This is a genomic window from Vibrio variabilis, assembly GCF_003263785.1.
GTDB lineage: Bacteria > Pseudomonadota > Gammaproteobacteria > Enterobacterales > Vibrionaceae > Vibrio > Vibrio variabilis.
Map to the genome: position 1 here is coordinate 22,327 of NZ_JYJK01000080.1, position 23,440 is coordinate 45,766.

Here is a 23,440-nt window from a genome sequence, read left to right on the forward strand (position 1 = left end):
CAACAAAAAGTCGGACATTTAGCCTGATAACACTAAGGTTAAAGTGAGTGATATTCAGCGCTCTACTCGAAGTAGTTACTCGCTTGTCGCTGTTTTTGGATAGACCAAGGGTCTTTGATAGAACAATGGGTTTGATTGGCCAAACAGTTCGGCCTCCTGGAAGCTAAAATTATAAATGAGGTATTCAATGGCGGTTATTCGTAAAGAAGATGTGATCAGCTCTGTTGCTGATGCATTGCAATACATCTCGTATTACCATCCCCTCGATTTTGTTCAAGCCCTAGACAAAGCTTATCAAAAGGAAGAGAGCCAAGCGGCGAAAAGACGCGATTGCTCAAATCTTAATTAACTCTCGCATGTCGGCAGAAGGTCATAGACCTATCTGTCAGGATACTGGCATTGTGACTTGTTTCGTTAACATCGGTATGAATGTTCAATGGGACAGCGACCTGACGGTTCAAGAGATGATTGATGAAGGCGTTCGTCAAGGTTATACCAACCCAGACAACCCACTTCGCGCATCGGTTCTTAAAGACCCAGCAGGCAAGCGCATCAACACGAAAGACAATACGCCAGCTGTCGTGCACATCAATATGGTGCCGGGTGATAAAGTCGAGATCCAAATTGCGGCTAAAGGCGGCGGCTCTGAAAACAAAACCAAGATGGTCATGCTTAATCCATCCGATGATATTGCTGAATGGGTAGAGAAAACATTGCCAACGATGGGTGCTGGCTGGTGTCCACCGGGCATGCTTGGCATTGGTATTGGCGGTACAGCAGAGAAAGCGGCGGTACTGGCAAAAGAATCTCTGATGGAGCATATCGATATTCAAGAGCTTATCGACCGCGGCCCACAGAACGCGGAAGAGGAGCTTCGCCTAGATATCTTCAATCGAGTGAACAAACTTGGTATTGGTGCTCAAGGTCTTGGCGGCCTGACGACGGTTGTTGATGTGAAAATCAAGACTGCGCCAACACATGCGGCATCAAAGCTGTATGTATGATTCCAAACTGCGCGGCAACACGTCATGTGCACTTTACTCTGGATGGCTCAGGTCCTGCCGAGCTTACACCGCCAAAACTTGAAGAGTGGCCAGAAATCACATGGGAAGCTGGTGCGAACACTCGTCGTGTGAACCTTGATGAAATCACCAAGGAAGACGTTCAAGAGTGGAAGACAGGTGAAACACTGCTGCTTACTGGTAAAATTCTGACAGGTCGTGATGCGGCGCACAAACGTATTCAAGGCATGTTAGAGAGTGGTGAAGGCCTGCCTGAAGGCGTGGACTTTAAGGGTAAGTTTATTTACTACGTGGGTCCCGTTGATGCCGTTGGTGATGAGGCTGTGGGCCCAGCAGGTCCAACAACATCGACGCGTATGGATAAGTTCACCGACATGATGCTGTCTGAAACCGGTCTTACGGGCATGATTGGTAAAGCTGAGCGTGGTCCAGCGGCGATTGAATCGATTAAAGAGCACAAAGCGGTCTACTTAATGGCAGTAGGCGGCGCGGCTTATCTTGTAGCGAAAGCAATCAAGAAAGCAAAAGTCGTTGCGTTTGAAGATTTGGGTATGGAAGCGATTTACGAGTTTGAAGTCGAAGACATGCCGGTCACTGTTGCGGTGGATTCAAGCGGTGCGAATGCTCACCAAATTGGTCCAGATACGTGGAAAGTGAAAATCGCGGAAGCGGAAAACGCATCCTAGTTTGAGTTCAAAAAAGTGAGTGTGTGAAGACATACTCACTTTTTTTTATCTCTATTTTTTTATAATTAGTTCAGGCATATACCCTAGTAACTTTTTGGCATCTTGAGGTGACTAGGGTATATACTCAAAGAAAAAGAACCAAGGAGAGTGCAAACATGCCTCGATTTATACAAATATTACAAATCGCAGTACTACTAGTAGTGGGTTTCTTTGTTGGCTATGACTTGATTTTACACGGCATCAGCATCTTCAATGAAAAGTACGTCACTATGGCGTGTGTGCTGACCGTACTGCTTGAGATTGCCCTGTTTGTTATCTACAAACTCATTGAGGATGATTAGTGCCAACTGGCTTATCAAAATATCTCTAGAAACGCTCTAAACCCCTGAACTATATCAGGGGTTTTTTGTTCATATTTGGTTAATCTCGTATAGTGCATACTGTTCCTCGTCATTTGTATTGGAGTAAGTTGAATGAACCGCATTGGTCAAGAAGTCTCAGATTTGTTGCATCGAAGCCTAGATTCTCATGTTCGAATTGCTGTTACCGGTTTGTCCAGAGCGGGTAAGACAGCTTTATCACTTCATTGGTGAACCAGCTACTTCACACTTCCACTCACGATAACTTGCCACTATTAGAGTGTGCTCGAGATGGCCGACTTATTGGTGCGAAACGCGTCCCTCAGTCTAATTTAATGGTGCCGCGCTTTGCCTATGATGACGCCATGGCGCAGCTTCATGCTGAACCACCTGAATGGCCACAGCCAACACGCGATGTAAGTGAAATTCGTTTGGCGTTGAAATATAAGCCAGCGAAAGGAGCAAAACGTCTGTTGAGTAAAACATCAACCTTGTTTATTGATGTTATTGACTATCCGGGAGAGTGGCTGCTGGACTTGCCTTTGCTAGACCTTTCCTTTGAGGAATGGAGTGAGCTGCAGTTCGCAAACTTGTCTGGCATTCGTAGTGAGTGTGCACAAGCTTGGTTTGACGCTTTGGATGCGTTTGATGGTAAAGCAGAAGCCAACGAGAAAGTGATCGCTGAAATCTCTCAGACCTTCACCGACTATCTGTTTGCTTGTAAAGATCGTGGGCTTCACTGGGTACAACCCGGTCGCTTTGTGTTACCCGGAGAACTCGCGGGAGCGCCAGTGCTCCAGTTCTTTCCCTGCAAGCCTTTGGCGGACAAAGCAGAGAAAAACAGTGGTTACGCGATGCTGAAACGCCGCTACGAAGAGTATCAAACCAAGGTCGTTAAGCAGTTCTATAAAGAGCACTTCGCTACCTTCGATCGCCAAATCGTGCTGGTGGATTGTCTGCAACCACTGATGGCAGGTGACGAGGCATTCCATGATATGAAGCAGGCGCTTCAGCAGATCATGAAAAGCTTTCGTTATGGGCAGTCGAATTTGCTGAGACGCTTGTTTGCGTCGCGCATCGACAAAATATTGTTTGCCGCGACAAAAGCAGACCATGTTACTCCGAATCAGCACGGAAATTTGGTCAGCTTATTGCAACAGATGGTTCACCCTGCATGGCAAGAAACGGCATTTGAAAATATTGAGATGAGCTGCATGAGCGTCGCATCAATTCAAGCAACGGAAGCCGGATTTGTCGGTAATGGTAGCGACAGTTCTCCAGCATTGCGTGGCACGACATTGGATAATCAGACATTAACGCTCTATCCCGGTGATGTACCAGCAAGACTACCTAAGCCCGACTTTTGGCAGCAAAGTGGGTTTGAGTTTACTTCGTTTAGGCCTTTAGTAAGTGCACAAGACGCACCATGCGGTCACATTCGCCTTGATAAAGCGATGCAGTATTTGATTGGAGACAAACTTCGATGAGTGATATGAAAAACAGAAAAGTCTTTGATGAAGCGTTGTCTAATGCAGAGCCAACATTAGACATGAACAGCCAAAAGCTGTTTGAGCCTGAGCAAACCTTTGTGCCGGTTGAGCAGGTCGCTGTTGAAGATGAGAATGATGCCAAGCTGGAGAAAACAATCCGCGGTAGCAGCAAGAAAGGCTGGATAGCGACGACATTTCTGACCGCATTTGCAGGACTTGTGGGCTGGCAGGCAATCGACAATGTGGTCACCGCTGCTACGACAGGTGATTATCTGTCGCTTGGTTGGTCAGCTTTGGTGACTGGCGTTGCGTTATGGGTATCGGTGCCTTTGGTAAAGAGCTATTCAAACTTCGTAAATTGAAGAATCACTTCTCAGTACAGGAAGAGGCGCAAGCGTTATTAGATAATGATGCGGTGGGCAAAGGCGAAAAATTCTGTCAAAAGCTTGCGCAAGAAGCCTCAATACCTGCAGAGCACCCAGCATTTGATCGCTGGCAAAACAGCGTACACAGTGCCCACAGCGATGCGGAAGTGCTCGATATGTATCAATCTATGGTACTAACAGAGCAGGATAAGAAAGCGATGGCGTCGGTATCAAAGCTTTCTGGTGAGGCAGCGATATTGGTGGCTCTAAGCCCACTTGCCATTGCTGACATGCTCTTAATCGCGTGGCGAAACTTTCGCATGATTGACAACATCTCCGAGATTTATGGTGTTGAGCTTGGCTACTGGTCTCGATTGAAACTATTTAAGTTAGTGCTGGTCAATATCGCGATTGCTGGTGCAAGTGAGCTTGCGATCGAATCAAGTGCTGACATATTGTCGATGAACTTGGCAGAAAAACTGTCAGCACGTGCAGGGCAAGGTTTAGGTGTGGGTTTGGTGACGGCACGTTTAGGGTTGAAGACCATCAGTTTAATGCGTCCGATCCCATTTAAGCAAGATCAGACACCGCGACTTGGCTCAATTAGAAAGTCCGTGGTTGAAAGCCTCAAAAACAAATTGAGCTAAATTGATACTCAAATCACATTCCAAGAAACTTGATGATATTTATGAGGAAACTTTGATCCTACGCTAGTCCAAGCTGGCATAGTGGCGTGATACTGCTCACAGTAATCTATTCTCAGGACGAGCAGTATCATGCAAAAATATCTGAAGTATATCATTCCGATATCGATCCCATTGATCGTACTACTTCTACCATTATCCGCATTCCCTTTCGAAGGATTGACCATAGTTCAGCAGCGCGTTATCGCTATTTTCTTGTTGGCTGCGCTTTGCTGGGTATTTGAGCCGATTCCGATCTACGCAACCTCCGTTGTGATTATTGTTCTCGAGCTTTTGCTGGTGTCCAATAAAGGCGTTTATTTGTTCAGAATGGGAGAAGGGCAGCCACATTTTGGTGAACTTCTCAATTACAACGAGATCATGGCGACCTTCGCAAGCCCCATTATCATGCTGTTTTTGGGGGCTTCTTCCTTGCTATGGCGGCAACCAAATATCGTCTGGACGTCAACTTAGCGCGTGTGTTGCTCAAACCGTTTGGCAGTGACCCGAAATTTGTCATGTTGGGCTTGATGCTGATCACCGGTATCTTCTCAATGTTCATGTCGAACACGGCGACGACCGCGATGATGCTCTCGATTCTAACCCCCGTGATTGCCGTGTTTGGCCCGAAAGATCCGGGCCGTATCGCGTTTGCACTGTGTATTCCTGTTGCTGCCAACATTGGCGGTATCGGTACGCCAATCGGTACGCCACCAAACGCAATTGCGCTTAAATACTTGGTGGGGGATAACTACATCAGCTTTGGTGAGTGGATGGCATTTGGTGTGCCGTTTGTGGTTGTTATGATGGCGCTGGCCTGGATGTTGATTAACTTCCTATACAGTGCTGACCAAAAGAAAATCGAACTGTCGATTAAAGGTAAGTTCCTTAAGACTCCGAAAGCCATCATGGTGTACATCACGTTTGCCTTGACCATTATTCTTTGGTTGATGGGCTCAACGCACGGTATGAACTCATACACGGTTGCACTTATTCCGGTCGCCATCTTCTCGCTGACAGGCATTATCAATAAAGAAGATCTGAAAAAGATCTCGTGGGATGTACTGTGGTTGGTATCAGGTGGTATCGCCCTGGGACTCGCCCTTGATAAAACAGGGCTTGCACGTCTGGTGGTTCACAGCATACCGTTCGATGAATTCTCTCCTTATGTCGTGCTATTTGGCGCTGCATTCCTTTGTTTGCTGATGGCGAACTTTATGTCGCATACCGCAACGGCAAACTTGTTGATGCCTATCATGGCTGCACTAGGCACCTCAATGACGTCTCTTACGCCACTCGGAGGAGAGCTAACGCTCATTCTCGTGGTTACCTTTGCAGCGTCACTGGGTATGTCTCTACCAATCAGTACGCCGCCTAACGCCCTTGCTCATGCAACAGGTCATGTTCAGAGCAGCCAGATGGCGCGTGTTGGCGTGATCTTAGGTGTGGTCGGCGTATTGCTGAGCTTTGTCTTAGTGTGGCTGCTGCACGCGGTTGGCATATAGGGTAGACGCGAATGGAATTGTTGGTACGCCATTACTTTTCAGAACCAAGTCGTCAGGTGACGTTCGATGCCGAAGAGGTGGTGCTGCGCCAAGAAGCGCACAATGATCGTCTATATTACGTGCTTGAAGGGGAGCTAGAGGGTTACTTTGAAAGTGACCAAGATGGCAAGCTCACCAAACTCTTTAATGCCTCGAATGGTGCGTTTATCGGGGTGCACAGTTTTTTCTCTGGCACTTGGGTAGCGTCATCGACCGTGATTGCCAAAACTCAGGTGACATTGGCTTGGATAGATAAAAATACCGAGCCAGTCGACCCCGAGCAATACGGTCCTTTGAGTGCGCAGTTTATGCCGGTCATGGTCAACGAATTATCAAGCGTCAAAGAAGAGCTAAGCAAGAAGCGTTGGCTAAAGAGAAAGCACTACAACGCCTGCATACCGCGGAGCAGATGACTACGTTAGGCCAACTGGCGGCCGGCATTGCTCATGAACTGAATAACGCTATCGGAGTTGTAAACAGTAAAACCGAGCGAATGCAGCAAGATCTGCTGCAGCTTCTAGAGGAGCTTCACCCGGAAGTCAGTGGCTATTTCGATGTCGGATTGATACAGGGCCAAGCCGTTTCCTCCAGTGAGGTGCGCCGAATTGCCAAGCGCTATCAAAGTGACTATCGCCTAGAAAGGGAAACGGCTAAGCAATTGGCGAGAGCGTTGGGCGACAACCCGATCCCAGACTCGTGGCTCAATGATCCGCACAAAGCCCTTAAGTATTGGGGCATGGGGCGAGATCTGCATGATCTCAAAATTGCCGCGAGACATACGGTCGGCATCGTAAAGTCTGTAAAGCAATTAGGTCGTACCGATGGTGAACCAGACGAACTGCTTGATATTAACGACACTATTAACAAAGCACTGGCACTGTTGCAAAGTGATTTGCGAAGAGTGTCGGTTCGCGTTCAGCCAGCGGTTCTTCCGCTAATAAAAGGGGCATCCACCGAGTATGTGCAGATTTGGAGCAACATTTTAAAAAATGCGTGTGATGCACTATCGCAAACGGACGCACCCAATATCGATATTCAAACTAAGTTTGTGAACCAACGTATTCTGGTGACCATTGCCAATAATGGACCGGAAATCGACGAGTCCACACGCCGAAAAATCTTTCAACCTAACTTCACAACCAAAAAAGGCGGCCTCTCTTTTGGTCTAGGGTTAGGGCTATCAATTGTAAAAAGAATCGTCAGCGAGATAGGTGGCACAATTGCTGTAAAAAGCGATGAAACGCGCACTATTTTTCGCGTCAAGTTACCAGTAGGAGAAGCATATGGAGAAGCTTAACGTCATTTGTGTCGATGACCAGAGAGAGGTACTCAGCGCCGTCATTCAAGATCTTGAGCCGCTATCAAGCTGGCTGAACATTGAAGACTGTGAGTCAGGTGAAGAAGTACTGGATCTTATTGAAGATCTTGATGCAGAAGGTGAAAATATTGCGGTGATTGTGTCTGACCATGTCATGCCGGGAATGACAGGGGTAGAGCTGTTGACCGAATTATCACGTGACAGTCGATTTAAGGAAACAAAAAAAGTACTGCTTACTGGGCAAGCGACACACTCAGATACCATTACTGCGATTAACACTGCGGGTGTCAGCCACTATTTTGAGAAACCATGGAAGGCTGATGAGTTAGTGAACTGCGTTCGTTCTTTGGTTACCGCTTATATTTTTGATCGCGGTTTTGACTATCAGCCGTATCATGAACATCTGGATCAAAACATCGTGCTAGAGAGGCTACGCTAGACTTGTTCTAGAAAGTGGCCAATCAGTGTGATGCTCAAGGAGGGAAGAATGAAGGTTGTGTTTCGCTATATTGTATTGAGTTTGTTGTTTGTTTTAGGCGCCGCTCATGCCAGTGACCGAGCAAAGGAAGGCTGGCAAATGATTGAACAAGGCGCAATGGTCATCGACGTTCGTACGCCAGAAGAGTTTAATGCAGGGCATTTAGACCAAGCCGTTAATTATCCACTTTCTGAGTTAGATAAGCACATCGCCGCTCTCGATAAGTCTCAACCTATAGTGCTTTATTGCCGCAGCGGAAATCGCTCTGGGCAAGCATTGGCTTATATGGAGTCTAAAGGCTTCACAGCACTTCACAATGCGGGTGGACTAAATGAGATGAAAATAGAATCCCCACAGTAAGCTATCCCTTCGAACGCTTCGCCCGAAATGTAGTCAGTCATTTCGGGCGTTTTACTTTTTATCGCGCCACACCTAGCCGCTTATCCCTACCTCTAGGAGAGACTCACGTTATCGCACCCTGATCCTAACTCTCCTGTTGTGATAGTTCGTTACAAATACTCATGAATTTCGTTGAAATCGCAATACTTCGCTGCAAATGGTCGAACTTTTACACCTAAAGCAATGCTTCTTTTAACTCTTGAATCAATTCTTACAGTTCCTATCTAGAGCCTTGGAACCATTCGAGGATAGAATTGCCTTCGAATTTTATATTGCATAAGTGGTTTTTGGTTCGGTATTTCCGATGTTTTTGTCAGGGAGCCCAAAAGGGAGAAAGACAGCAACTCACGATGTGCATAGCGAGAGAGAAGTGAGTGTTAACTTGAGTATCGAGAAAGCCGTAATACATAGCGGGATACAAAGCGAGATCAGCGGTAGGGGGCAGAGTTCGTCGTCTCCGCTATTTGGCCTTTTTGCGTTGTTTCCGTTTCTGATCTTAACCGCCGTCTTGTCGATGTATGACCCTCAGGGCGTCAGTTGGAGTTTGCCTTGGGTTCCAAGTCTAGGTTTGGCGCTCAGTTTTCGATTGGATGGACTGTCATTTCTGTTTGCCTGCTTGATTAGCGGTATCGGTACTATGGTGCAGGTATATGCACTGGCTTATCTTAGAGAGCACAAACAGAGACTCGCATTTCACTGTTACTTGACCGCGTTTATGGTCGCCATGCTTGGCGTGGTTCTCAGTGACAATGTATTGCTGCTGTTTGTATTTTGGGAACTGACGACGGTCACCTCGTATCTGCTCATCGGCTTTAACCACGAAGCACTTAAGTCTCGAAAGAATGCGCTGCAATCGCTACTTATTACGGGCGCTGGTGGTCTAGCGCTGCTTGCTGGCCTGATCATGCTCGGCACTATGGCAGGAAGCTATGAGCTGACCAGTATCTTGGCAAAAGCGACCGAGATTTCAAATCACGCCCTGTTTTTGCCTTCTTTGGTTCTTATTCTGTTGGGTGCGCTGACCAAGTCGGCACAGTTCCCGTTTCATTTCTGGCTACCTAACGCGATGGCTGCGCCAACGCCAGTCAGTGCTTATCTGCACTCTGCCACTATGGTCAAAGCGGTATCTACCTGCTGGCAGTGGTATCGCTATATACTCTCACTCAGAAGTTTGGTTCTATACGCTGACGATACTTGGTGGATTTACTGCCTTGTGGTGTGCGCTGATGGCGTTAAAGCAAACCGATTTGAAACTCATGCTGGCCTACAGCACGACCGTCGTACTTGGAAAGTTGACCTTTTTGCTTGGCATTGGAAGTGACTTGGCACTTAAATCTGCATTGATGCTGATTGTTGCTCATGCTCTGTATAAAGCCGGTCTGTTTATGGTAGTCGGCAACGTTGATAAAGCGGCGGGGACGCGTGAAATCAGTCAGCTTCGTGGCCTACGTTCTGTGTTGAAAATCAGCTTTTTCGCTGCGGTTGTTGCTGTGCTTTCGACTTCCGGCGTACCACCTCTGCCTGGCTTTTTGGGTAAGGAGTACATGTACAAAGCCGGATTAGAAGTCAGCCATTGGGCTGTGGCTCTGATGGTGCTGGTGAATGCACTTACTGTAACGCTGGTTATGGCGCTGTTAATCAAGCCATTTACTACACGTCATCAGGGTGAGCCGACGCAGGTTAAGCCGGTTGAACTTAATAAAGGGTTGTGGGTGCCACCCTTTGTGCTTGCCATTATTAGTGTATTGGCGACGGTCATCGGTTTAGGGTGGCTTAATGAGCAAGTGATTATTCCTGGCGTGACCACGATAGCGCCGGTGTCGACACCAGAGCCTGTGAAAATGTGGCATGGAATCAACACTCCGCTCATCTTGAGCATTGTGACTTTGGCATTGGGTGTGCTTCTTTACAAAGTGTATCCGACCCTTACTACGCTGCTTGATCGTCAGTTATCAAAAATGCCATGTGCGAATCGTGTTTTCGATAATCTTTTGAACGCCATGGTGAATGTTGCGAAGTGGCAAACGAACCTGCTTCAGACCAAGCGAATGAGCGTTTATGGACTACTTTCGTTTGGCGCTCTAGCAGTACTACTCATCACTCATACTCCAATGTCGCTAAGTCAGTTTGCCGGTCGATAGAAGGAATCAAGCTTTACGAAGTGGTGATTGCTGCTTTGCTTATCGCGTCGTCCTTCGTGGTGATTATTTCAAGAACCAAATTCTTAGCCGTCGCGGCTCTGGGCATGATTGGCTTTATGACCACTTTGGTATTCATGATTTATAGCGCGCCCGATGTCGCCAAAACTCAGCTATTGGTTGAGACCTTGATGGTGGTCTTCTTGGTCCTGCTAATGCGTCATGTGCCAAAGCTATCGACAGTGAAGCAGCACTCCAAAGGTCGCCGCGCTCTGCACGCCCTGGTTGCGGGTTCAATTGGTATTGCCGTCACTATGATGTTGATTTCTATTACCGCTGACCCTATCGATCTATCGGTCTCTCAGTTCTTCAATGAGCAGAGTGTGCCGGGCGGTCATGGTCGCAATATCGTCAATGTCATTCTGGTCGATTTCCGCGCCTTCGATACCTTTGGTGAGGTACTGGTCGTTGCGCTGGCTGGTCTGTGTGCTGTGAGTCTGCTTAAACCTGGTAGCATGCCATCAACCAAAGTGAAGTCACTTATCATGGGAACGGCGTCGCACATTGTTGCTGCCTCATGTTGGTGTTCTCACTTTACCTACTGATGCGCGGTCATAACTCTCCGGGCGGTGGCTTTATCGGTGCTCTGATCGCCGTTATTGGTTTGTCATTGCTCATGTTTGCCGAGTCTCCGCAGTATGTGCGAGAAAGACTACATTACGCGCCGTTTAGCATCGCTATGCTGGGTGTCTTCATTAGTTTTGCCGCGGGGGCGGTGAGCTTAGTGTTTAATCTGCCATTCCTAACGGGCCTGTGGTGGAAAGATGTATTGCCTCTGGGTACGCCATTAATCTTCGATATTGGTATTTATCTGGGTGTCATTGGTGGGGTGATGGGAATGATCCTCCATGTAACGGAGGAGATGGACTAATGGAAATGTTGTGGAGTGTAGTCGTTGGTGTGTTTGTCGCATCTGGAGTCTATTTGATGCTGGAAAGGCACCTGCTCAGAGTCCTGTTTGGTCTGATTTTATTAAGTAGCGCCGTTAACCTTGCCATCTTTAATGCGGGTCGATTAACACCGGGAAATCCGCCGCTCATTGATGCGGATTCTGTCTTGCCTCATATGGATGCTGCGAACCCGTTACCTCAGGCGCTAATCCTAACGGCTATCGTGATTGGCTTTGGACTTTTAGTGTTTGCTTTAGTGCTGTTCTACCGTGCTTATGAAGAAACGCAGTCAGCGGATATTGATGAAATGAAATACTCAGAGGAGCAGGCGTAATGTCAATGTGGTTAACTTTGCCTGTCATCATGTCTGTCTTGACCGCCGTATTGGTGTTCTTTGCCAGACATAACCATAAGCTTGCTGAAGCGGTGAGTGGCACGAGTGCGCTGTTTACCTTATTGGGCAGTGTGTTCTTGCTGAACGGCGTTTTAGACAATGGCCCTCAAGCAGTCGCATTCGGCCAGTGGGCAGCGCCGTTTGGTATCGTGTTCGTTGCCGACTTTTTAGCGGCGGCGATGGTGGTAATCACCGCGATTATTGGCGTAGTGAGTGTGTTTTATGCCATGGCGGATCTAAAACAGAAACCGTCTTATGGCGTATTTCATTCACTGATTCATGTCCTCCTAGCGGGCGTGTACGGCGCATTTTTGACCGGTGACATCTTCAACCTTTACGTATGGTTTGAAGTCATGCTGATCGCTTCATTCGGCCTTATGGTGCTCGATGCAAATCGTAAGCAAGTGGATGGCGCGGTGAAGTATGTCATGCTGAATTTCATTTCAACGCTGATGTTCTTGTTGGCGATTGGCTTGCTATATGGTGCAACCGGTACGCTGAGCTTGGCCGACTTACACAGTAAGGCCGCAGACATCGCACCACAAACCAAGGTACTGCTTGCAGCACTGTTCTTATTTGGCTTTGCGGTTAAATCGGCGTTATTTCCATTGTTTGCATGGCTACCTGCGTCTTACCACACCTTACCAAGCGGTGTTGTTGCTCTGTTTGCTGCGCTGTTGACCAAGGTGGGTATCTACGCGCTAATGCGAGTATTTACCTTGGTATTCCCTTTGGCCGACAGCGGTTGGCAGCCCCTGATGATTTGGGTGGCTGCGCTTACGATGCTGACAGGCGTACTGGGCGCGGCGAGCCAATACAATGTAAAGAAAATCCTCTCTTTCCACATCATCAGCCAAATTGGCTACATGGTAATGGGACTCGCGCTGTATACACCTCTTGCTTTGGCGGGCGCTATTTTTTACATCGTGCACCACATTATCGTTAAAGCGAATCTATTCCTCATTGGCGGTCTTGTGGAGCGTAAGCATAAAACCAGTGAACTTAGCGAGTTAGGTGGCATGTACAAAGCGACCCCTTGGCTTGCGTTCTTGTTCCTTGTGCCAGCGTTTTCACTGGCTGGTTTCCCACCACTGTCAGGGTTTTGGGGCAAGTTCTTGGTGATCAAAGACAGCCTGCAAAATGAGTACTACATGCTAGCGGGAGTCGCTCTGTTTGTCGGTCTGCTTACCATCTTCTCCATGACCAAGATTTGGAGTGAGGTGTTTTGGAAGGCTAAGCCCTCGAAGCAAGAGGGAGATGTCTCTGCCGAGAAACTGTGCCGCAAAACCAGAGCATTGTATTACGCGCCAATCGTTGTATTAACGTCAATGACCTTGGTAATAGGCTTTGCCGCTGAGCCGTTCTTCCAGTTTACCTTTACCGCAGCAGAGCAACTTCTTGAGCCAAGTGCTTATATCAATGCCGTTTTAGGAGGTGGCGCATGAACTATTTCTTCCTAAATGTCTTTTTGGGTGGTGCATGGATGCTGCTCAATGGTGAATATACTGGTTTGAGTTTCGTTACCGGTTTTGTGGTGGGCTACTCCGCGCTTAGGTTGAGTCAGCCGTTTGGGCTGAAGTCGAGCTATTTCAGAAGGTTCAGTGCTTCGATAAAGCTATTTCTCTATTTCTGCTACGAGATGTTGGTGTCTGCGGCTCACGTGGTGTGGGACGTTGTCACGCCGACCCATCTCAGTGATCCAGACATCATTTATGTGCCGTTGGATGTCACCTCAGACCTTGAGATCACTCTGCTGGCAAACATGGTCTCTCTGACTCCAGGCAGCTTGAGCTTGGACGTAACGGAAGACAAAAAGCACCTAGTGGTTCATGCCATGTTCGCGCCGAATCACGACGATGTGATTCGCTCAATCAAGAATGGGATGGAAAAACGAATTTTGGAGGTGACGCGTGGATAGTTGGCTGTCATTGAGTATCAATTTTGCCTATGTCGGCATGCTGTTTAGTTTGGTGTTGGTATTTATCCGCTTGATTAAAGGGCCGACGCTCGCAGATCGAGTGGTTGCGCTCGACCTTATCGCTTTTATTACCGTGGGTTTTATTGCCGTGCACACGCTAGCGAGTGGTCAAAAGTCGCTCCTTGACGTGGCTATCACTCTCGGGTTGGTAGCGTTTTTAGGCACTATCGCGTTTGCTGGCTTTATTGCCAAGCAAAACCAGCAACAAAATGAAGCGGAAAATCAGACAAATTTTGAGCAAGGGGGCAAGTCATGACGTTTTTAACTGGGCTTTTACTTTGTTTAGGCACTTTTTTTGTTCTGGTGGCGAGTATTGGGGTACTGCGTATGCCTGATCTCTATACCCGAATGCACGCCTCGACCAAAGCGAACACCATGGGGTTGACCGCGTTATTGGCCGCCGTCGCGGTGGGTATGCCAGACGTGACTGTGGTCTCCCGTGTACTCGGTACCATGCTGTTTATTTTGCTGACGGCGCCAGTCGCGGCACACCTACTTAGCAAAAGTATGTATTGGAATGGCTACAAGATGTGGCGAAAAGAGAAATAAATGGCCGAGTGCTTGCCTATCTCTGGATAAGTACTCGTGCACTATCGGTTTTTTAATCGTGAAACAAAAAAGGAGCGTTTATGCGCAGAAAAGAAATCACCTTGCTCGTGGTAGCCTGTGTTTGCTTTTTGGTAACCTTGGTAGTGGGTAAGTAAAGGTTATTGGAAAGTGGTGTTTGTGGGGCTGAGATAGAAAGCTCGCAGATACGAAAGCACTCGCCCTAAATGCAGTATCGATGTGCGTTAGGTTTTCATCATCGATACTGCTCATTCGCCGTTATGTAGACCTGAATGAGTTGTCATTCACTAAAATCAAACGCTGGATAGTTGACTCGTATTCGGCGCTGCTCGGACATCAAGCGCTTAAACGTTAATGTCTCGGTGAGTGTAATGACTGCTTGCTGAGCATCATTCTTAAGCACAGCACCCGCGACACTGTCACTGGTACCATCGTTAAAGGCAATCTCCCCTTGGAATATGTACTCCGCTTTTAGAGAAGTTTGCTCTGTTGAAATCACGATGCTGCTTTCTGCAATCTGTAATACCTCATAGCTGTGATTCGCTAGGTGCAGGGTCGGTCGCTCTTTGGTTGGGTAGGTAAGTCGATAATGACGTCTTTGGTTTTCACTCATGGTTTTCTGTCCTATCGCGAATGATGTGAAAACAAGTTAGTAGATATTAGGAGCGAGTCGACCTTTCATACTAGTTTGGCCGATAAGTGTTAACTCAATCGCATTTACTGGCCGCTATTGAGAAAAAGCCTAAGCTGCGTGACGATATTTGGACGAAAACAGCTTGCTTCGAAAAATTGAATCACCATGAACAAGAAGTACGATCTCAAATGTCCATCACAAGTTAATGTCTAACCAGCATTACTCCTAAGAATATAATTAAGGTTAAAAAGGGGTTGGTTGTTATTTGCGCTATGAATAGTTTTTATGACTGCTTTATGTGTCAAAAGGTAGATAAAAGCCCTGATTGGCATGTTATCTCTGCACTCTTTGACTTATTTGGTTCAAAGCGGTTGCCTAGAATACCTCATCTACATTAGGGTCTTTGCCCTCTAAATGATTTGTATGAGGAGTCGCGATGTTAAGCGCTCGCAACATTGCCGCACTAGGCTTTATGACTTTTGCCATGTACTTGGGGGCTGGCAATCTTATTTTTCCACCATTTTTGGGCTACCAGGCAGGAGAAAACTATCTCAGTGGTATGCTGGGATTTTTGCTAACCGGTGTTGGTCTTCCTGCGATGGCATTGGTAATGGTTGCTATTGTTAATGGTTCAGACAAACTGACCTCCGCATTACCAAAGCCTTTAGCAACAAGTTTTTGGGTGATGGTGTTTATTGTCATCGGTCCTGCTTTTGTAATACCTAGAGCTATCACCGTTGCGTATCAATTCAGTTTTGCACCGATATTCGGGGAAGCGGCTTTACTCCCGTTCACGGCTGTTTTTTGTCTGATCACCATTCTGTTTGCTCTTTACCCAGGTAAACTCATCGATACTTTAGGGAAGATTTTGACACCTGCGTTGATGACTATCTTGTTGGTAATGTCTGTGACTGCTCTCATCTATCCAGCTGGCGATTTAACTCAAGCAAGTGGTGCATACATTAATAACGCTTTCTCCGAAGGTCTTACTCAAGGCTATATGACCATGGATGCACTCGGCTCTATTGGCTTCGGTTGGATTATTTTCCGTGCTATTCGTAGCATGGGCATTGAGTGCCCAAAATTGACGGCGCGATATACTCTGATAGCGGCTATGATGTATGCCTTTGCTATGGCTTTTGTTTATGTATCTCTGTCCTATATCGGTTCCACTAGCTCTTACTTAGAAACCGAGTTCAGTAACGGCGGGGATATTTTAACGGCCTTTACCTTTAATCACTTTGGTGCTTTTGGTTCACTGTTGCTTGGTGCGGTGATGTTACTCGCTTGTCTCACAACAGCAATTGGAGTGACAACCGCCGGCAGTGAATTTTACGACAAGACATTTTCCAAGCTGTCATATAAAGGCTCTGTTGTGACAACTATGGTGCTTGCTGGTCTAATTGCTAATGTTGGTTTAGAGCAGTTGCTTGCGATAACACTACCAGCCGTTGTAGCGCTGCACCCAGTGGCCATCGCTCTTATGCTTGTTGCGCCAATTCGAAACAAATTATCCCGCGCTATGATTGTTTTTACCGCTTTTACAGCACTTCTTTTTGGTTGTGTCGATGCGTCGCATGTTCTGGGGCATATCCCTGAGTCAATGAATAATTGGCTTGAGAATGGTATGCCGCTATACAAGTACTTTGCTTCTTGGGTCGTACCTACTATCTTGATGATTGTGATTGGACTTGTCGTGGCTGGCACCAAAAAAACGCTAGTGGCGGAAGAACTCACAAGTTAATGGTTAGTTGAGCCGCCAAATAAAACCCAAAAGCCCGTATTACACGGGCTTTTTTCATTCTTGTACCCAAATCGCCAAGGGTCTTAACGTTATTAGAATCAACGTGAGCAGTTAAGTCAGTTTATTAAAGTTTCGAGCAGAGGATTCATAAGGGCTTCTATTGGAGCGACAGAATATATGATAAGTAAGTCGCACTTTGTTCATCCAATGAGTGTCGAATGTGGTTTCAAAGACAATAGTAGCATTCTCTAGAACCCAAGGAGGTTGAGCCATGCGAATAGGCGCTTTTTCTAAGCAGTACAATGTGACAGAACGTACGATACGTCACTACGAATCTATTGGGCTGCTGCCAACTCTAGCAAGAAACGGACGCTATAGAGTGTTTGAACAGGATGCTCATCAAAGAATGACGTTTATTACGCGCTGTAAGCAGATTGGCTTAACACTATCTGAAATTAGTGAACTGATTCCTTTCTTTGACGCGCCGAAAGGTGAGCGCTGCAAAGCAAGCCTCAAAGTAATAGCTGAGAAGAAAGCCTCGCTCACTCATGAAATTGAACAAAAACGAGCGCTGTTGGCTCGAATAGAGCAACTGGAACAAGAAGTTCAACAAAGAATCTCCAATAGCTGTTGACTCTGACGTATACGTCAAACTTTATACTCCATCAAACACAGTAAACTGGTGATAGGGAATATGAAAGTTATAAAAGGATTATTGGGCGTATTGGTCATTTGTTTTGCGGTGCTGGCAGGTTATGTTTATTGGCTAGGAGGCTTCCCAGAGAACATAAAAGCGCTGCCAAATAGCCAAGCGCCTAAAGCTAAAAACTGGCAACAAGCACTATCTAACGCACAGACCGTAGATTACAAGCTGCTGCAAGTGGGGCGTATAGTGATGGATCGAAATACCTTAATGCAGGGTGCGCCAGACTCCTACCCACAGCGCTACGCCGCCTTGCCGGTATTGAGTCATTGGATACGTCACCCTCAGTATGGGGATTTTCTAATTGATGCCGGGTTTTCAAAGGCATTCCAGCAAAGTAATGACGGTAACTACAATTGGCTGATGAGCACGATGGCTTCGCTATCGGGTATAAAAAACAGCTTAGAGGTACCGCTAGAGCTGCATCTCAATCATAAAGTCTCGAAGTTAAAGGGGGTGTTTATTACTCATTTTCATCCCGACCACAGTTCAGGAATTAGCGATCTTCCCTCTGGCACGGCAGTCATTGCTGATCGCCGCGAATACGACTTATTTGCAAAGCTTACCAATACTGATTTGTTTCAGGAGCAGTATGACTGGCAAGCTATTGATTTTAACCAAGGCGAAAGTTTGACACCCTTTGAGCGTGTAATCGATGTGTTTGGGGACGGATCTGTCTGGGCGGTGTCGACGCCGGGTCATACTCAAGGCCATACGTCCTATTTGCTCAACACAACCAATGGCATCAAGTTTGTTGTCGGCGATGCTAGCCACTTTGGCTATGCCTACGACAATAATTACCCACCGGCAGCATTAAGTGAAGATTTACGCCAGCAAGCCGCAGCATCATTGGCTGCAATAAAGGCGTTTTCTATCCAATACCCTGATGTGAAGCTGGTATTTGGTCATCAACTTCCATAGTTGATAAGATGCTTTGCTCGTTTTATTTACTAAGGAAAGTCGCATGACGATTCATTACCGACAAGCACAATCATCGGATCTCGTTGAGTTAATACATCTCTTGGCTGATGACCCATTGGGAGCAAAACGAGAGGATATCAGTTCGCCGATAAATGCTAAGTATCGACAAGCAATGGCCGCGATTGAACAAGATCCAAATAATGAGCTTTGGGTCGTTGAGTCAGAGGGTATGGTAGTTGGCATGTTGCAGCTCACTTTTATCCCTTATCTGACTCATATTGGCAGTTGGCGCTGCTTGATTGAGGGTGTCAGAATTGCCAAGCAAGTTCGAGGGCAGGGGTTAGGAGAAAAGATGTTCGTACATGCGATTGAGAGAGCGCGTGAACGCCGCTGTAAACTGGTACAGTTGACTAGTGATAAACAGCGACCTGACGCGTTACGTTTTTACGAGAGGCTAGGCTTTGTTGCCAGCCACGAAGGCTTTAAACTCGCATTATAGCCGTTTAGGAATGATTGAAACCAAGAAAGGGTGACTGCATGATGATGCGTATTCTTTGTTGCAATAAAAATGTGCTAGAGTAAAAACATAACTAACAATAACTTAGAAAGTTTATGCCTTCACATTTACCTAAATCGTTTAGTAAGCCGTTTTTAAAAATATTTTATGTGCTTGAAGCTGTGCTGCTGGTGGCGATAACGCTTGCGACCATTTACGCCATGATTGAAGAGTTCATGCACGTCTTTACTGAGCGCCGAGTGCTGCTCACTGATATCTTGCTGATGTTTATCTACCTGGAAGTTCTCGCCATGGTGCAGCAGTTTGTCGTGAACGGGAAAATTCCAGTTAGGTACCCAATCTATATCGCCATGATGGCCATTGCTCGTTACATCACTCTTGGGATGAAAGAGATGGACGCGACTTTAGTCGTTTGGTTATCCGTAGCGGCGTTTATCTTGGCCGCTGCAACGTTGATAATACGGGCAGGGCATCATTACTGGCCTTATGTGGATAGAAACACCAAACAGCCCGAAGAGTAATTTGAGTCGCAAGCCAGTCGTTATGGTTCATAACGCTTAAAAAGGATGTTCACAGTGGAGCCACCCCATTCTTTATTCTCTGCACAACTGCCCTTATGCAATACGTGCTCGGATGGCACTGTTAAAAGCGGAGCAACGAGTACGCATTCGCTCAATCAAACTAGACAATAAGCCTGCCGAACTGCTCCAAGCCTCATCAAAAGCCAGTGTACCAGTACTTGTGCTTTCAGAAACTGAGCAGCCGCTGCTGGCTGATGAGACACGGGTTCTGGAACAAAGTCTGGATATCATGGTTTGGGCGTTATCAAAAAATGATCCTCATGGGTTATTAGGAAAGGATAGTCATAATCAACTGCCTCTTATGCTGACACTGATTGAGGAGTTTGAAAGAGATTTCGACCCTGCACTCAACGCTTTTGGATGCGCAAAACGCTACCACGAAGACACTATGGTACCCCTGCGGCAAGACTGTGAGCGTGAGCTGGCAAAGTTAGAATCGCGCCTTGTTGAGCACCGTTTTTTGTTTGGAGAGCACGAAAGCCTTGTTGATATCGCCTTACTCCCATTTATTAGAAAGTTTGCACGCATCGATAAACAGTGGTTTCGTGAAGCGCCTTATCCCAAGGTCCGTGATTGGCTAAATGGTTACCTAACTAGCCCGTATTTTTCCAAGGTCATGGCAAAACAGCCGCTGTGGTCTATCGAGCAAGCCGATGTCTACTTTGGTGACTACCAGTTTAAGCGATGACACGCTATCGGCTTAGCGCTTCTCCAAGCGGTTTAAAGTATGCCAGCATTGCATCACGGATGGTTTGGCGATGGAGCATGTCTGGATAGAGCGCAATAAGGTCTTGATTCTCGGTACCTGAGACCAAATACGAATTTTCAATCTCTGAGCATGACTCGATGACAGCTTCAAATGCACGAGCCATCATTTCAGTTGGCTGCGAAAAATAGTTAACCCCCGCAGCTTTGTCGGCTTTCACGCTTCGCGAAACATAGTCGTGCCGATCCATGCCATCGCTACTAAGCAGCACAGTATCGAACACATTGAGTAAACGATCATTTAAAGGGTGAGGCAAGTGTTTGGTATTGGTAAGCCAGCAATCACTCGCGAATAGGATCTTTGTCTGCGGGCCTGAACGATCACCAATATCAAAGGCTTTCTCGGCGATATAATGATCGAAGGCGTGCCAGAATTCATGCGCAAGGGCGCCAGCTCCCGCATTTTTAGCAAGTGCCAGCTCTCGTTGATTAGGAGCATAGTGCGCTTGCACCCCTTTACGGCCTCCAGTGCCAAAAGCAAGATTCAGGTTGCCACGAAGGCCGATAGCCTTGGCAGGCAGTGCTAGGTAAAACGCCAAGTCAGCCAATGAATCAAAGATCAGGTTGGCGGCGAGATCTTTCTCTTCTGAGTTTACCCACCTTCCAACACGGATGCTGCCAATGCCAAAGGTCTCCTTAATATCTAAAAAAGAAACCTGTTCGCCATGACGATAGTCAGGGCCCGTTCGCGTTTTATATTTGAAGTTGGAGAGCTGCATAATAGGTTAAGAGTTGAACCAAGGTTGTTGAGGTCGTGCCTTATACGAGCATTTGGCGTGTTAGGGAGTATATATCCAAGTGAGCTTAGATGTAGGCTTGGTGTGTTTGCAATGAGTGTCATCGGGTTTACTTGATTATGGGTTTAGTGGCATATTGTGGCTAAGTGACGGTTTTACAAGGAAAGATTATGTCTAATATTCATCTCATTCGTCATGGGGAAACGCACTGGAATCTCGAGCACCGTGCGCAAGGCTCAATGAACTCCAACCTGACTGAAAGAGGGAAGACTCAAGCACGAGAGGCAATGGCGAAAATAGAGGCTGTCGACTTTGATGTTGCCTATTCTTCATCTTCGGGAAGAGCGCTTGAAACAGCTAAGATTTTGCTTGCGGATATGTCTACTCCAATTATCGAACTTGATGAGCTCAAAGAGATTGATATGGGAGCTTGGGAAGGGAAGACCTGGAGCGAAATTCAATCGACATATGGTGAACAATATGAGCAGTTTTGGAAAAGACCGAGTCATTATCAACCCATTAACGGTGAAACTTTTGAAGTGCTCACCGAACGTGCGATAGATGTGTTTAATCACATCACAAGCACCAATTCAGACAGTAATATACTGATTGTTTCTCATGCGGCGTTTATAAAAACCTTAGTGACCAAGCTGCTTTCAAGACCCATTGATGAAGTCTGGGATGAGCCTATGCAGGGAATCTTAGTCATACTATTTTGAACAAAACCCTCGATGGCCAATATCGAGTGACCAAGTTCTGCGACCACGATTGGTCACACGGCTAAATTTACAATTTTATAAAAGGACTCCGCAATGGATGCATTAATCGCCCAATATACGGATGCCGACGAACATTCGCGTTTAACTCGTCAGTACATTACTCAGCTTGAGTACGACACGACTATGCACTTATTGAGGGACTATCTTGGAAAAGGGAAAAATGTTTGTGAGCTGGGCGCTGCGACAGGCCGTTATTCTTTAGAGTTTGCTAGTCAGGGATGCAATGTCACCGCAGTAGAGTTGGTTCCAGATCAGGTACGTATGCTCAGGGAAAATGCTCTGAAGCAAGGATTGGTGCTCGATATTCATGAAGGGAATGCATGTCACGTACCTTTTATCGAGGATGAATCTCAAGATTTATGTGTCATCTTGGGGCCGCTTTATCACTTGAAAACTGCGTATGAGCGTCAGCAAGCGATTCAAGAAGCTAAGCGCATTTTGAAGCCCGGTGGAGTGCTTGCAATAGCTTATATTTCCAAGTTTTTTGTTGCTGGATTATTTGCTCAGCGTTTCCCTCATCTGATTACGCCTGAGGTACTTGGTGAATTGCACTCAAAAGGCACGGTCTCAACCAAGGAAGCGGATAGTTTCTTTAATGTTGGCTACTTTGCGTCACCAGAGGAGATGGAGTCTCTTGCCAAAGGCGCAGGCTTTCTAGTCACAGCTCATGCTGCTACAGATGGTTTTAATCGATATTTAGACCAAGGAGTAAATCGATTTACAACTACCCAGTATCAATCATGGCTCAACTATCATTTAGCGACCTGCCAGGAGCCGAGCTTATTGGGTGCAAGCAATCATGGTCTAGTGATAGCTACAAAGTAATTTAGCTACAAAATAATCCATCATTTTCAAAATCAACATAGCCTTGTTCTTAGCGGTTATGCACGAACAAGGCTATGTAATAATAGATTGGTGAATAGGCCTTCAGACCGACCTGAGACAAGTGCTATATTCGGTAGTCTTCGACCTCTTCCTCAGTCTGCTGGGACTCGCTTAGCTCACTCTGAGTTTCATAGTTTATCCAGAACAAGAACAGCTCATACCAAATCGCCAAGACAATTGCCCCCAAGAACAAGCCTATGATGCCCGCAAAGAGCATGCCGCCAATCGCACCGATCAGAATGATAGGCATCGGAACGTCCACACCACGTCCCATCAGCATAGGTTTGAGGAAGTTGTCTGAAAGACCGCCAGCCAATGCCCAAATAGTGAATATTGTGGTGCTAGTGCCATCACCTGTTGAATAAACATAGAAAATCACCGGAGCGACGATCAACAGCGCTGGAAGTTGAGCGATACACAAAATCAAGGTCGCGAGAGTCAGTAAACCCGCAGCGGGTACCTTGAATACAAACATCGCAGCGCCAATAATAGCGGCCTGAATAAAGGCAACACCAACGACGCCAAGCAATACACTGCGAATGGTTGCCGCCATTAAGTTCGCCCACTGTTCGGCTTTTTTACCGACGGCACGCACCGCGACGGTTTCTAGTGCTCCAGATATCTTCTCTGCGTGAGCCATAAAGCCACCCGCGATCGCCAGTGAGATGATGAACATGATAAGACTAGTCAGTGCGCCACCAAGGATAGAAGCGATAGTACCCAAGAAGCCTTTAATTTCCGGCAAGAACTGCTGGATGCCTTTTTCAATATTGGTCGCGAACAGGTTCCAGATACTGTACAGC

The 23,440-nt window shown here is 46.7% G+C and carries 19 protein-coding genes and 6 pseudogenes; 22 read left to right on the top strand and 3 right to left on the bottom strand.

Features of this window, described 5'->3' with window-relative positions:
- Positions 1–187: 187 nt before the first annotated feature.
- The 14 genes and pseudogenes from TZ48_RS13700 (at position 188) to mnhG (ending at position 14,353) form a co-directional block, all read left to right on the top strand.
- Positions 188–1,708, top strand: a pseudogene (locus TZ48_RS13700) (fumarate hydratase).
- Positions 1,709–1,863: 155 nt separating this feature from the next.
- A complete protein-coding gene (locus tag TZ48_RS13705; protein ID WP_042477374.1) occupies positions 1,864–2,049 on the top strand; it encodes a hypothetical protein in 186 nt (61 codons plus the stop codon).
- A gap of 132 nt (positions 2,050–2,181) precedes the next feature.
- Positions 2,182–3,554: pseudogene (locus TZ48_RS13710) on the top strand (YcjX family GTP-binding protein).
- Positions 3,551–4,569 (top strand): annotated as a pseudogene (locus tag TZ48_RS13715) (YcjF family protein). The pseudogenes TZ48_RS13710 and TZ48_RS13715 overlap by 4 nt, the downstream one beginning before the upstream one ends.
- A gap of 129 nt (positions 4,570–4,698) precedes the next feature.
- Positions 4,699–6,110, top strand: a pseudogene (locus TZ48_RS13720) (SLC13 family permease).
- An 11-nt stretch (positions 6,111–6,121) separates the two neighbouring features.
- A pseudogene (locus tag TZ48_RS13725) lies at positions 6,122–7,446 on the top strand (ATP-binding protein).
- A complete protein-coding gene (locus tag TZ48_RS13730) occupies positions 7,433–7,906 on the top strand; it encodes a response regulator (protein WP_112479568.1) in 474 nt (157 codons plus the stop codon). The pseudogene TZ48_RS13725 and the gene TZ48_RS13730 overlap by 14 nt, the downstream one beginning before the upstream one ends.
- 48 nt (positions 7,907–7,954) lie before the next feature.
- Positions 7,955–8,305 (top strand): rhodanese-like domain-containing protein, encoded by a 351-nt coding sequence (locus TZ48_RS13735; protein WP_112479569.1) that lies wholly within the window; start codon positions 7,955–7,957, stop codon positions 8,303–8,305.
- A 553-nt stretch (positions 8,306–8,858) separates the two neighbouring features.
- A pseudogene (gene mbhE / locus TZ48_RS25880) lies at positions 8,859–11,413 on the top strand (hydrogen gas-evolving membrane-bound hydrogenase subunit E).
- Positions 11,413–11,766 (top strand): Na+/H+ antiporter subunit C, encoded by a 354-nt coding sequence (locus tag TZ48_RS13755; RefSeq protein ID WP_112479571.1) that lies wholly within the window; start codon positions 11,413–11,415, stop codon positions 11,764–11,766. The pseudogene mbhE and the gene TZ48_RS13755 overlap by 1 nt, the downstream one beginning before the upstream one ends.
- A complete protein-coding gene (locus tag TZ48_RS13760; RefSeq protein WP_112479572.1) occupies positions 11,766–13,271 on the top strand; it encodes a proton-conducting transporter transmembrane domain-containing protein in 1,506 nt (501 codons plus the stop codon). The genes TZ48_RS13755 and TZ48_RS13760 overlap by 1 nt, the downstream gene beginning before the upstream one ends.
- Complete coding sequence (locus TZ48_RS13765) at positions 13,268–13,744, top strand: Na+/H+ antiporter subunit E (RefSeq protein WP_112479573.1); 477 nt, start codon at positions 13,268–13,270, stop codon at positions 13,742–13,744. Before TZ48_RS13760 ends, TZ48_RS13765 begins: the two co-directional genes overlap by 4 nt.
- Positions 13,737–14,060, top strand: a complete 324-nt coding sequence (locus TZ48_RS13770; RefSeq protein WP_112479574.1) for a cation:proton antiporter — start codon at positions 13,737–13,739, stop codon at positions 14,058–14,060. The genes TZ48_RS13765 and TZ48_RS13770 overlap by 8 nt, the downstream gene beginning before the upstream one ends.
- A complete protein-coding gene (gene mnhG / locus TZ48_RS13775; protein WP_112479575.1) occupies positions 14,057–14,353 on the top strand; it encodes a monovalent cation/H(+) antiporter subunit G in 297 nt (98 codons plus the stop codon). Before TZ48_RS13770 ends, mnhG begins: the two co-directional genes overlap by 4 nt.
- Positions 14,354–14,651: 298 nt before the next feature.
- Here mnhG and TZ48_RS13780 read toward each other — a convergent pair whose 3' ends face one another.
- Complete coding sequence (locus TZ48_RS13780; RefSeq protein ID WP_112479576.1) at positions 14,652–14,984, bottom strand: hypothetical protein; 333 nt, start codon at positions 14,982–14,984, stop codon at positions 14,652–14,654.
- A gap of 457 nt (positions 14,985–15,441) precedes the next feature.
- Here TZ48_RS13780 and brnQ point away from each other — a divergent pair, with 457 nt between their 5' ends.
- From brnQ to TZ48_RS13810, 6 genes are all read left to right on the top strand, one after another.
- A complete protein-coding gene (brnQ, locus tag TZ48_RS13785) occupies positions 15,442–16,749 on the top strand; it encodes a branched-chain amino acid transport system II carrier protein (RefSeq protein WP_112479577.1) in 1,308 nt (435 codons plus the stop codon).
- Between the two features lie 271 nt (positions 16,750–17,020).
- Positions 17,021–17,383 (top strand): MerR family transcriptional regulator, encoded by a 363-nt coding sequence (locus TZ48_RS13790; RefSeq protein WP_112479578.1) that lies wholly within the window; start codon positions 17,021–17,023, stop codon positions 17,381–17,383.
- A gap of 60 nt (positions 17,384–17,443) precedes the next feature.
- A complete protein-coding gene (locus TZ48_RS13795; RefSeq protein ID WP_112479579.1) occupies positions 17,444–18,373 on the top strand; it encodes an MBL fold metallo-hydrolase in 930 nt (309 codons plus the stop codon).
- 43 nt (positions 18,374–18,416) lie between these two features.
- A complete protein-coding gene (locus tag TZ48_RS13800) occupies positions 18,417–18,872 on the top strand; it encodes a GNAT family N-acetyltransferase (protein ID WP_112479580.1) in 456 nt (151 codons plus the stop codon).
- A gap of 113 nt (positions 18,873–18,985) precedes the next feature.
- Entirely contained in the window at positions 18,986–19,411 is a 426-nt protein-coding gene (locus TZ48_RS13805; RefSeq protein ID WP_112479581.1) for a phosphate-starvation-inducible protein PsiE, read from the top strand.
- Positions 19,412–19,478: 67 nt separating this feature from the next.
- Complete coding sequence (locus TZ48_RS13810; protein WP_275426443.1) at positions 19,479–20,159, top strand: glutathione S-transferase; 681 nt, start codon at positions 19,479–19,481, stop codon at positions 20,157–20,159.
- Between the two features lie 4 nt (positions 20,160–20,163).
- Here the strand turns inward: TZ48_RS13810 and TZ48_RS13815 are convergent, their stop codons facing one another.
- A complete protein-coding gene (locus tag TZ48_RS13815) occupies positions 20,164–20,955 on the bottom strand; it encodes a CLCA_X family protein (protein ID WP_112479583.1) in 792 nt (263 codons plus the stop codon).
- Positions 20,956–21,143: 188 nt separating this feature from the next.
- Between TZ48_RS13815 and TZ48_RS13820 the strand changes: the two genes are divergently transcribed.
- Both TZ48_RS13820 and TZ48_RS13825 read left to right on the top strand, forming a co-directional pair.
- The gene (locus tag TZ48_RS13820) at positions 21,144–21,692 is read left to right on the top strand and encodes a histidine phosphatase family protein (protein ID WP_112479584.1); all 549 of its coding nucleotides are present in this window, start codon (positions 21,144–21,146) and stop codon (positions 21,690–21,692) included.
- Positions 21,693–21,785: 93 nt separating this feature from the next.
- Entirely contained in the window at positions 21,786–22,577 is a 792-nt protein-coding gene (locus tag TZ48_RS13825; protein ID WP_112479585.1) for a class I SAM-dependent methyltransferase, read from the top strand.
- Positions 22,578–22,701: 124 nt separating this feature from the next.
- Here TZ48_RS13825 and TZ48_RS13830 read toward each other — a convergent pair.
- Positions 22,702–23,440 (bottom strand): AI-2E family transporter (locus TZ48_RS13830; protein WP_162674584.1); only part of this gene is annotated, 739 nt, incomplete at its 5' end.

Bases quoted from the DNA above. Each gene is read 5' to 3' on its own strand.
- TZ48_RS13815 (WP_112479583.1), bottom strand. From the start codon at position 20,955: ATGCAGCTCTCCAACTTCAAATATAAAACGCGAACGGGCCCTGACTAT.
- TZ48_RS13780 (WP_112479576.1), bottom strand. From the start codon at position 14,984: ATGAGTGAAAACCAAAGACGTCATTATCGACTTACCTACCCAACCAAA.
- TZ48_RS13730 (WP_112479568.1), top strand. From the start codon at position 7,433: ATGGAGAAGCTTAACGTCATTTGTGTCGATGACCAGAGAGAGGTACTC.
- brnQ (WP_112479577.1), top strand. From the start codon at position 15,442: ATGTTAAGCGCTCGCAACATTGCCGCACTAGGCTTTATGACTTTTGCC.
- TZ48_RS13820 (WP_112479584.1), top strand. From the start codon at position 21,144: ATGTCTAATATTCATCTCATTCGTCATGGGGAAACGCACTGGAATCTC.
- TZ48_RS13705 (WP_042477374.1), top strand. From the start codon at position 1,864: ATGCCTCGATTTATACAAATATTACAAATCGCAGTACTACTAGTAGTG.
- TZ48_RS13825 (WP_112479585.1), top strand. From the start codon at position 21,786: ATGGATGCATTAATCGCCCAATATACGGATGCCGACGAACATTCGCGT.
- TZ48_RS13795 (WP_112479579.1), top strand. From the start codon at position 17,444: ATGAAAGTTATAAAAGGATTATTGGGCGTATTGGTCATTTGTTTTGCG.
- TZ48_RS13755 (WP_112479571.1), top strand. From the start codon at position 11,413: ATGGAAATGTTGTGGAGTGTAGTCGTTGGTGTGTTTGTCGCATCTGGA.
- TZ48_RS13735 (WP_112479569.1), top strand. From the start codon at position 7,955: ATGAAGGTTGTGTTTCGCTATATTGTATTGAGTTTGTTGTTTGTTTTA.
- TZ48_RS13800 (WP_112479580.1), top strand. From the start codon at position 18,417: ATGACGATTCATTACCGACAAGCACAATCATCGGATCTCGTTGAGTTA.
- TZ48_RS13790 (WP_112479578.1), top strand. From the start codon at position 17,021: ATGCGAATAGGCGCTTTTTCTAAGCAGTACAATGTGACAGAACGTACG.
- TZ48_RS13760 (WP_112479572.1), top strand. From the start codon at position 11,766: ATGTCAATGTGGTTAACTTTGCCTGTCATCATGTCTGTCTTGACCGCC.
- TZ48_RS13805 (WP_112479581.1), top strand. From the start codon at position 18,986: ATGCCTTCACATTTACCTAAATCGTTTAGTAAGCCGTTTTTAAAAATA.
- mnhG (WP_112479575.1), top strand. From the start codon at position 14,057: ATGACGTTTTTAACTGGGCTTTTACTTTGTTTAGGCACTTTTTTTGTT.
- TZ48_RS13765 (WP_112479573.1), top strand. From the start codon at position 13,268: ATGAACTATTTCTTCCTAAATGTCTTTTTGGGTGGTGCATGGATGCTG.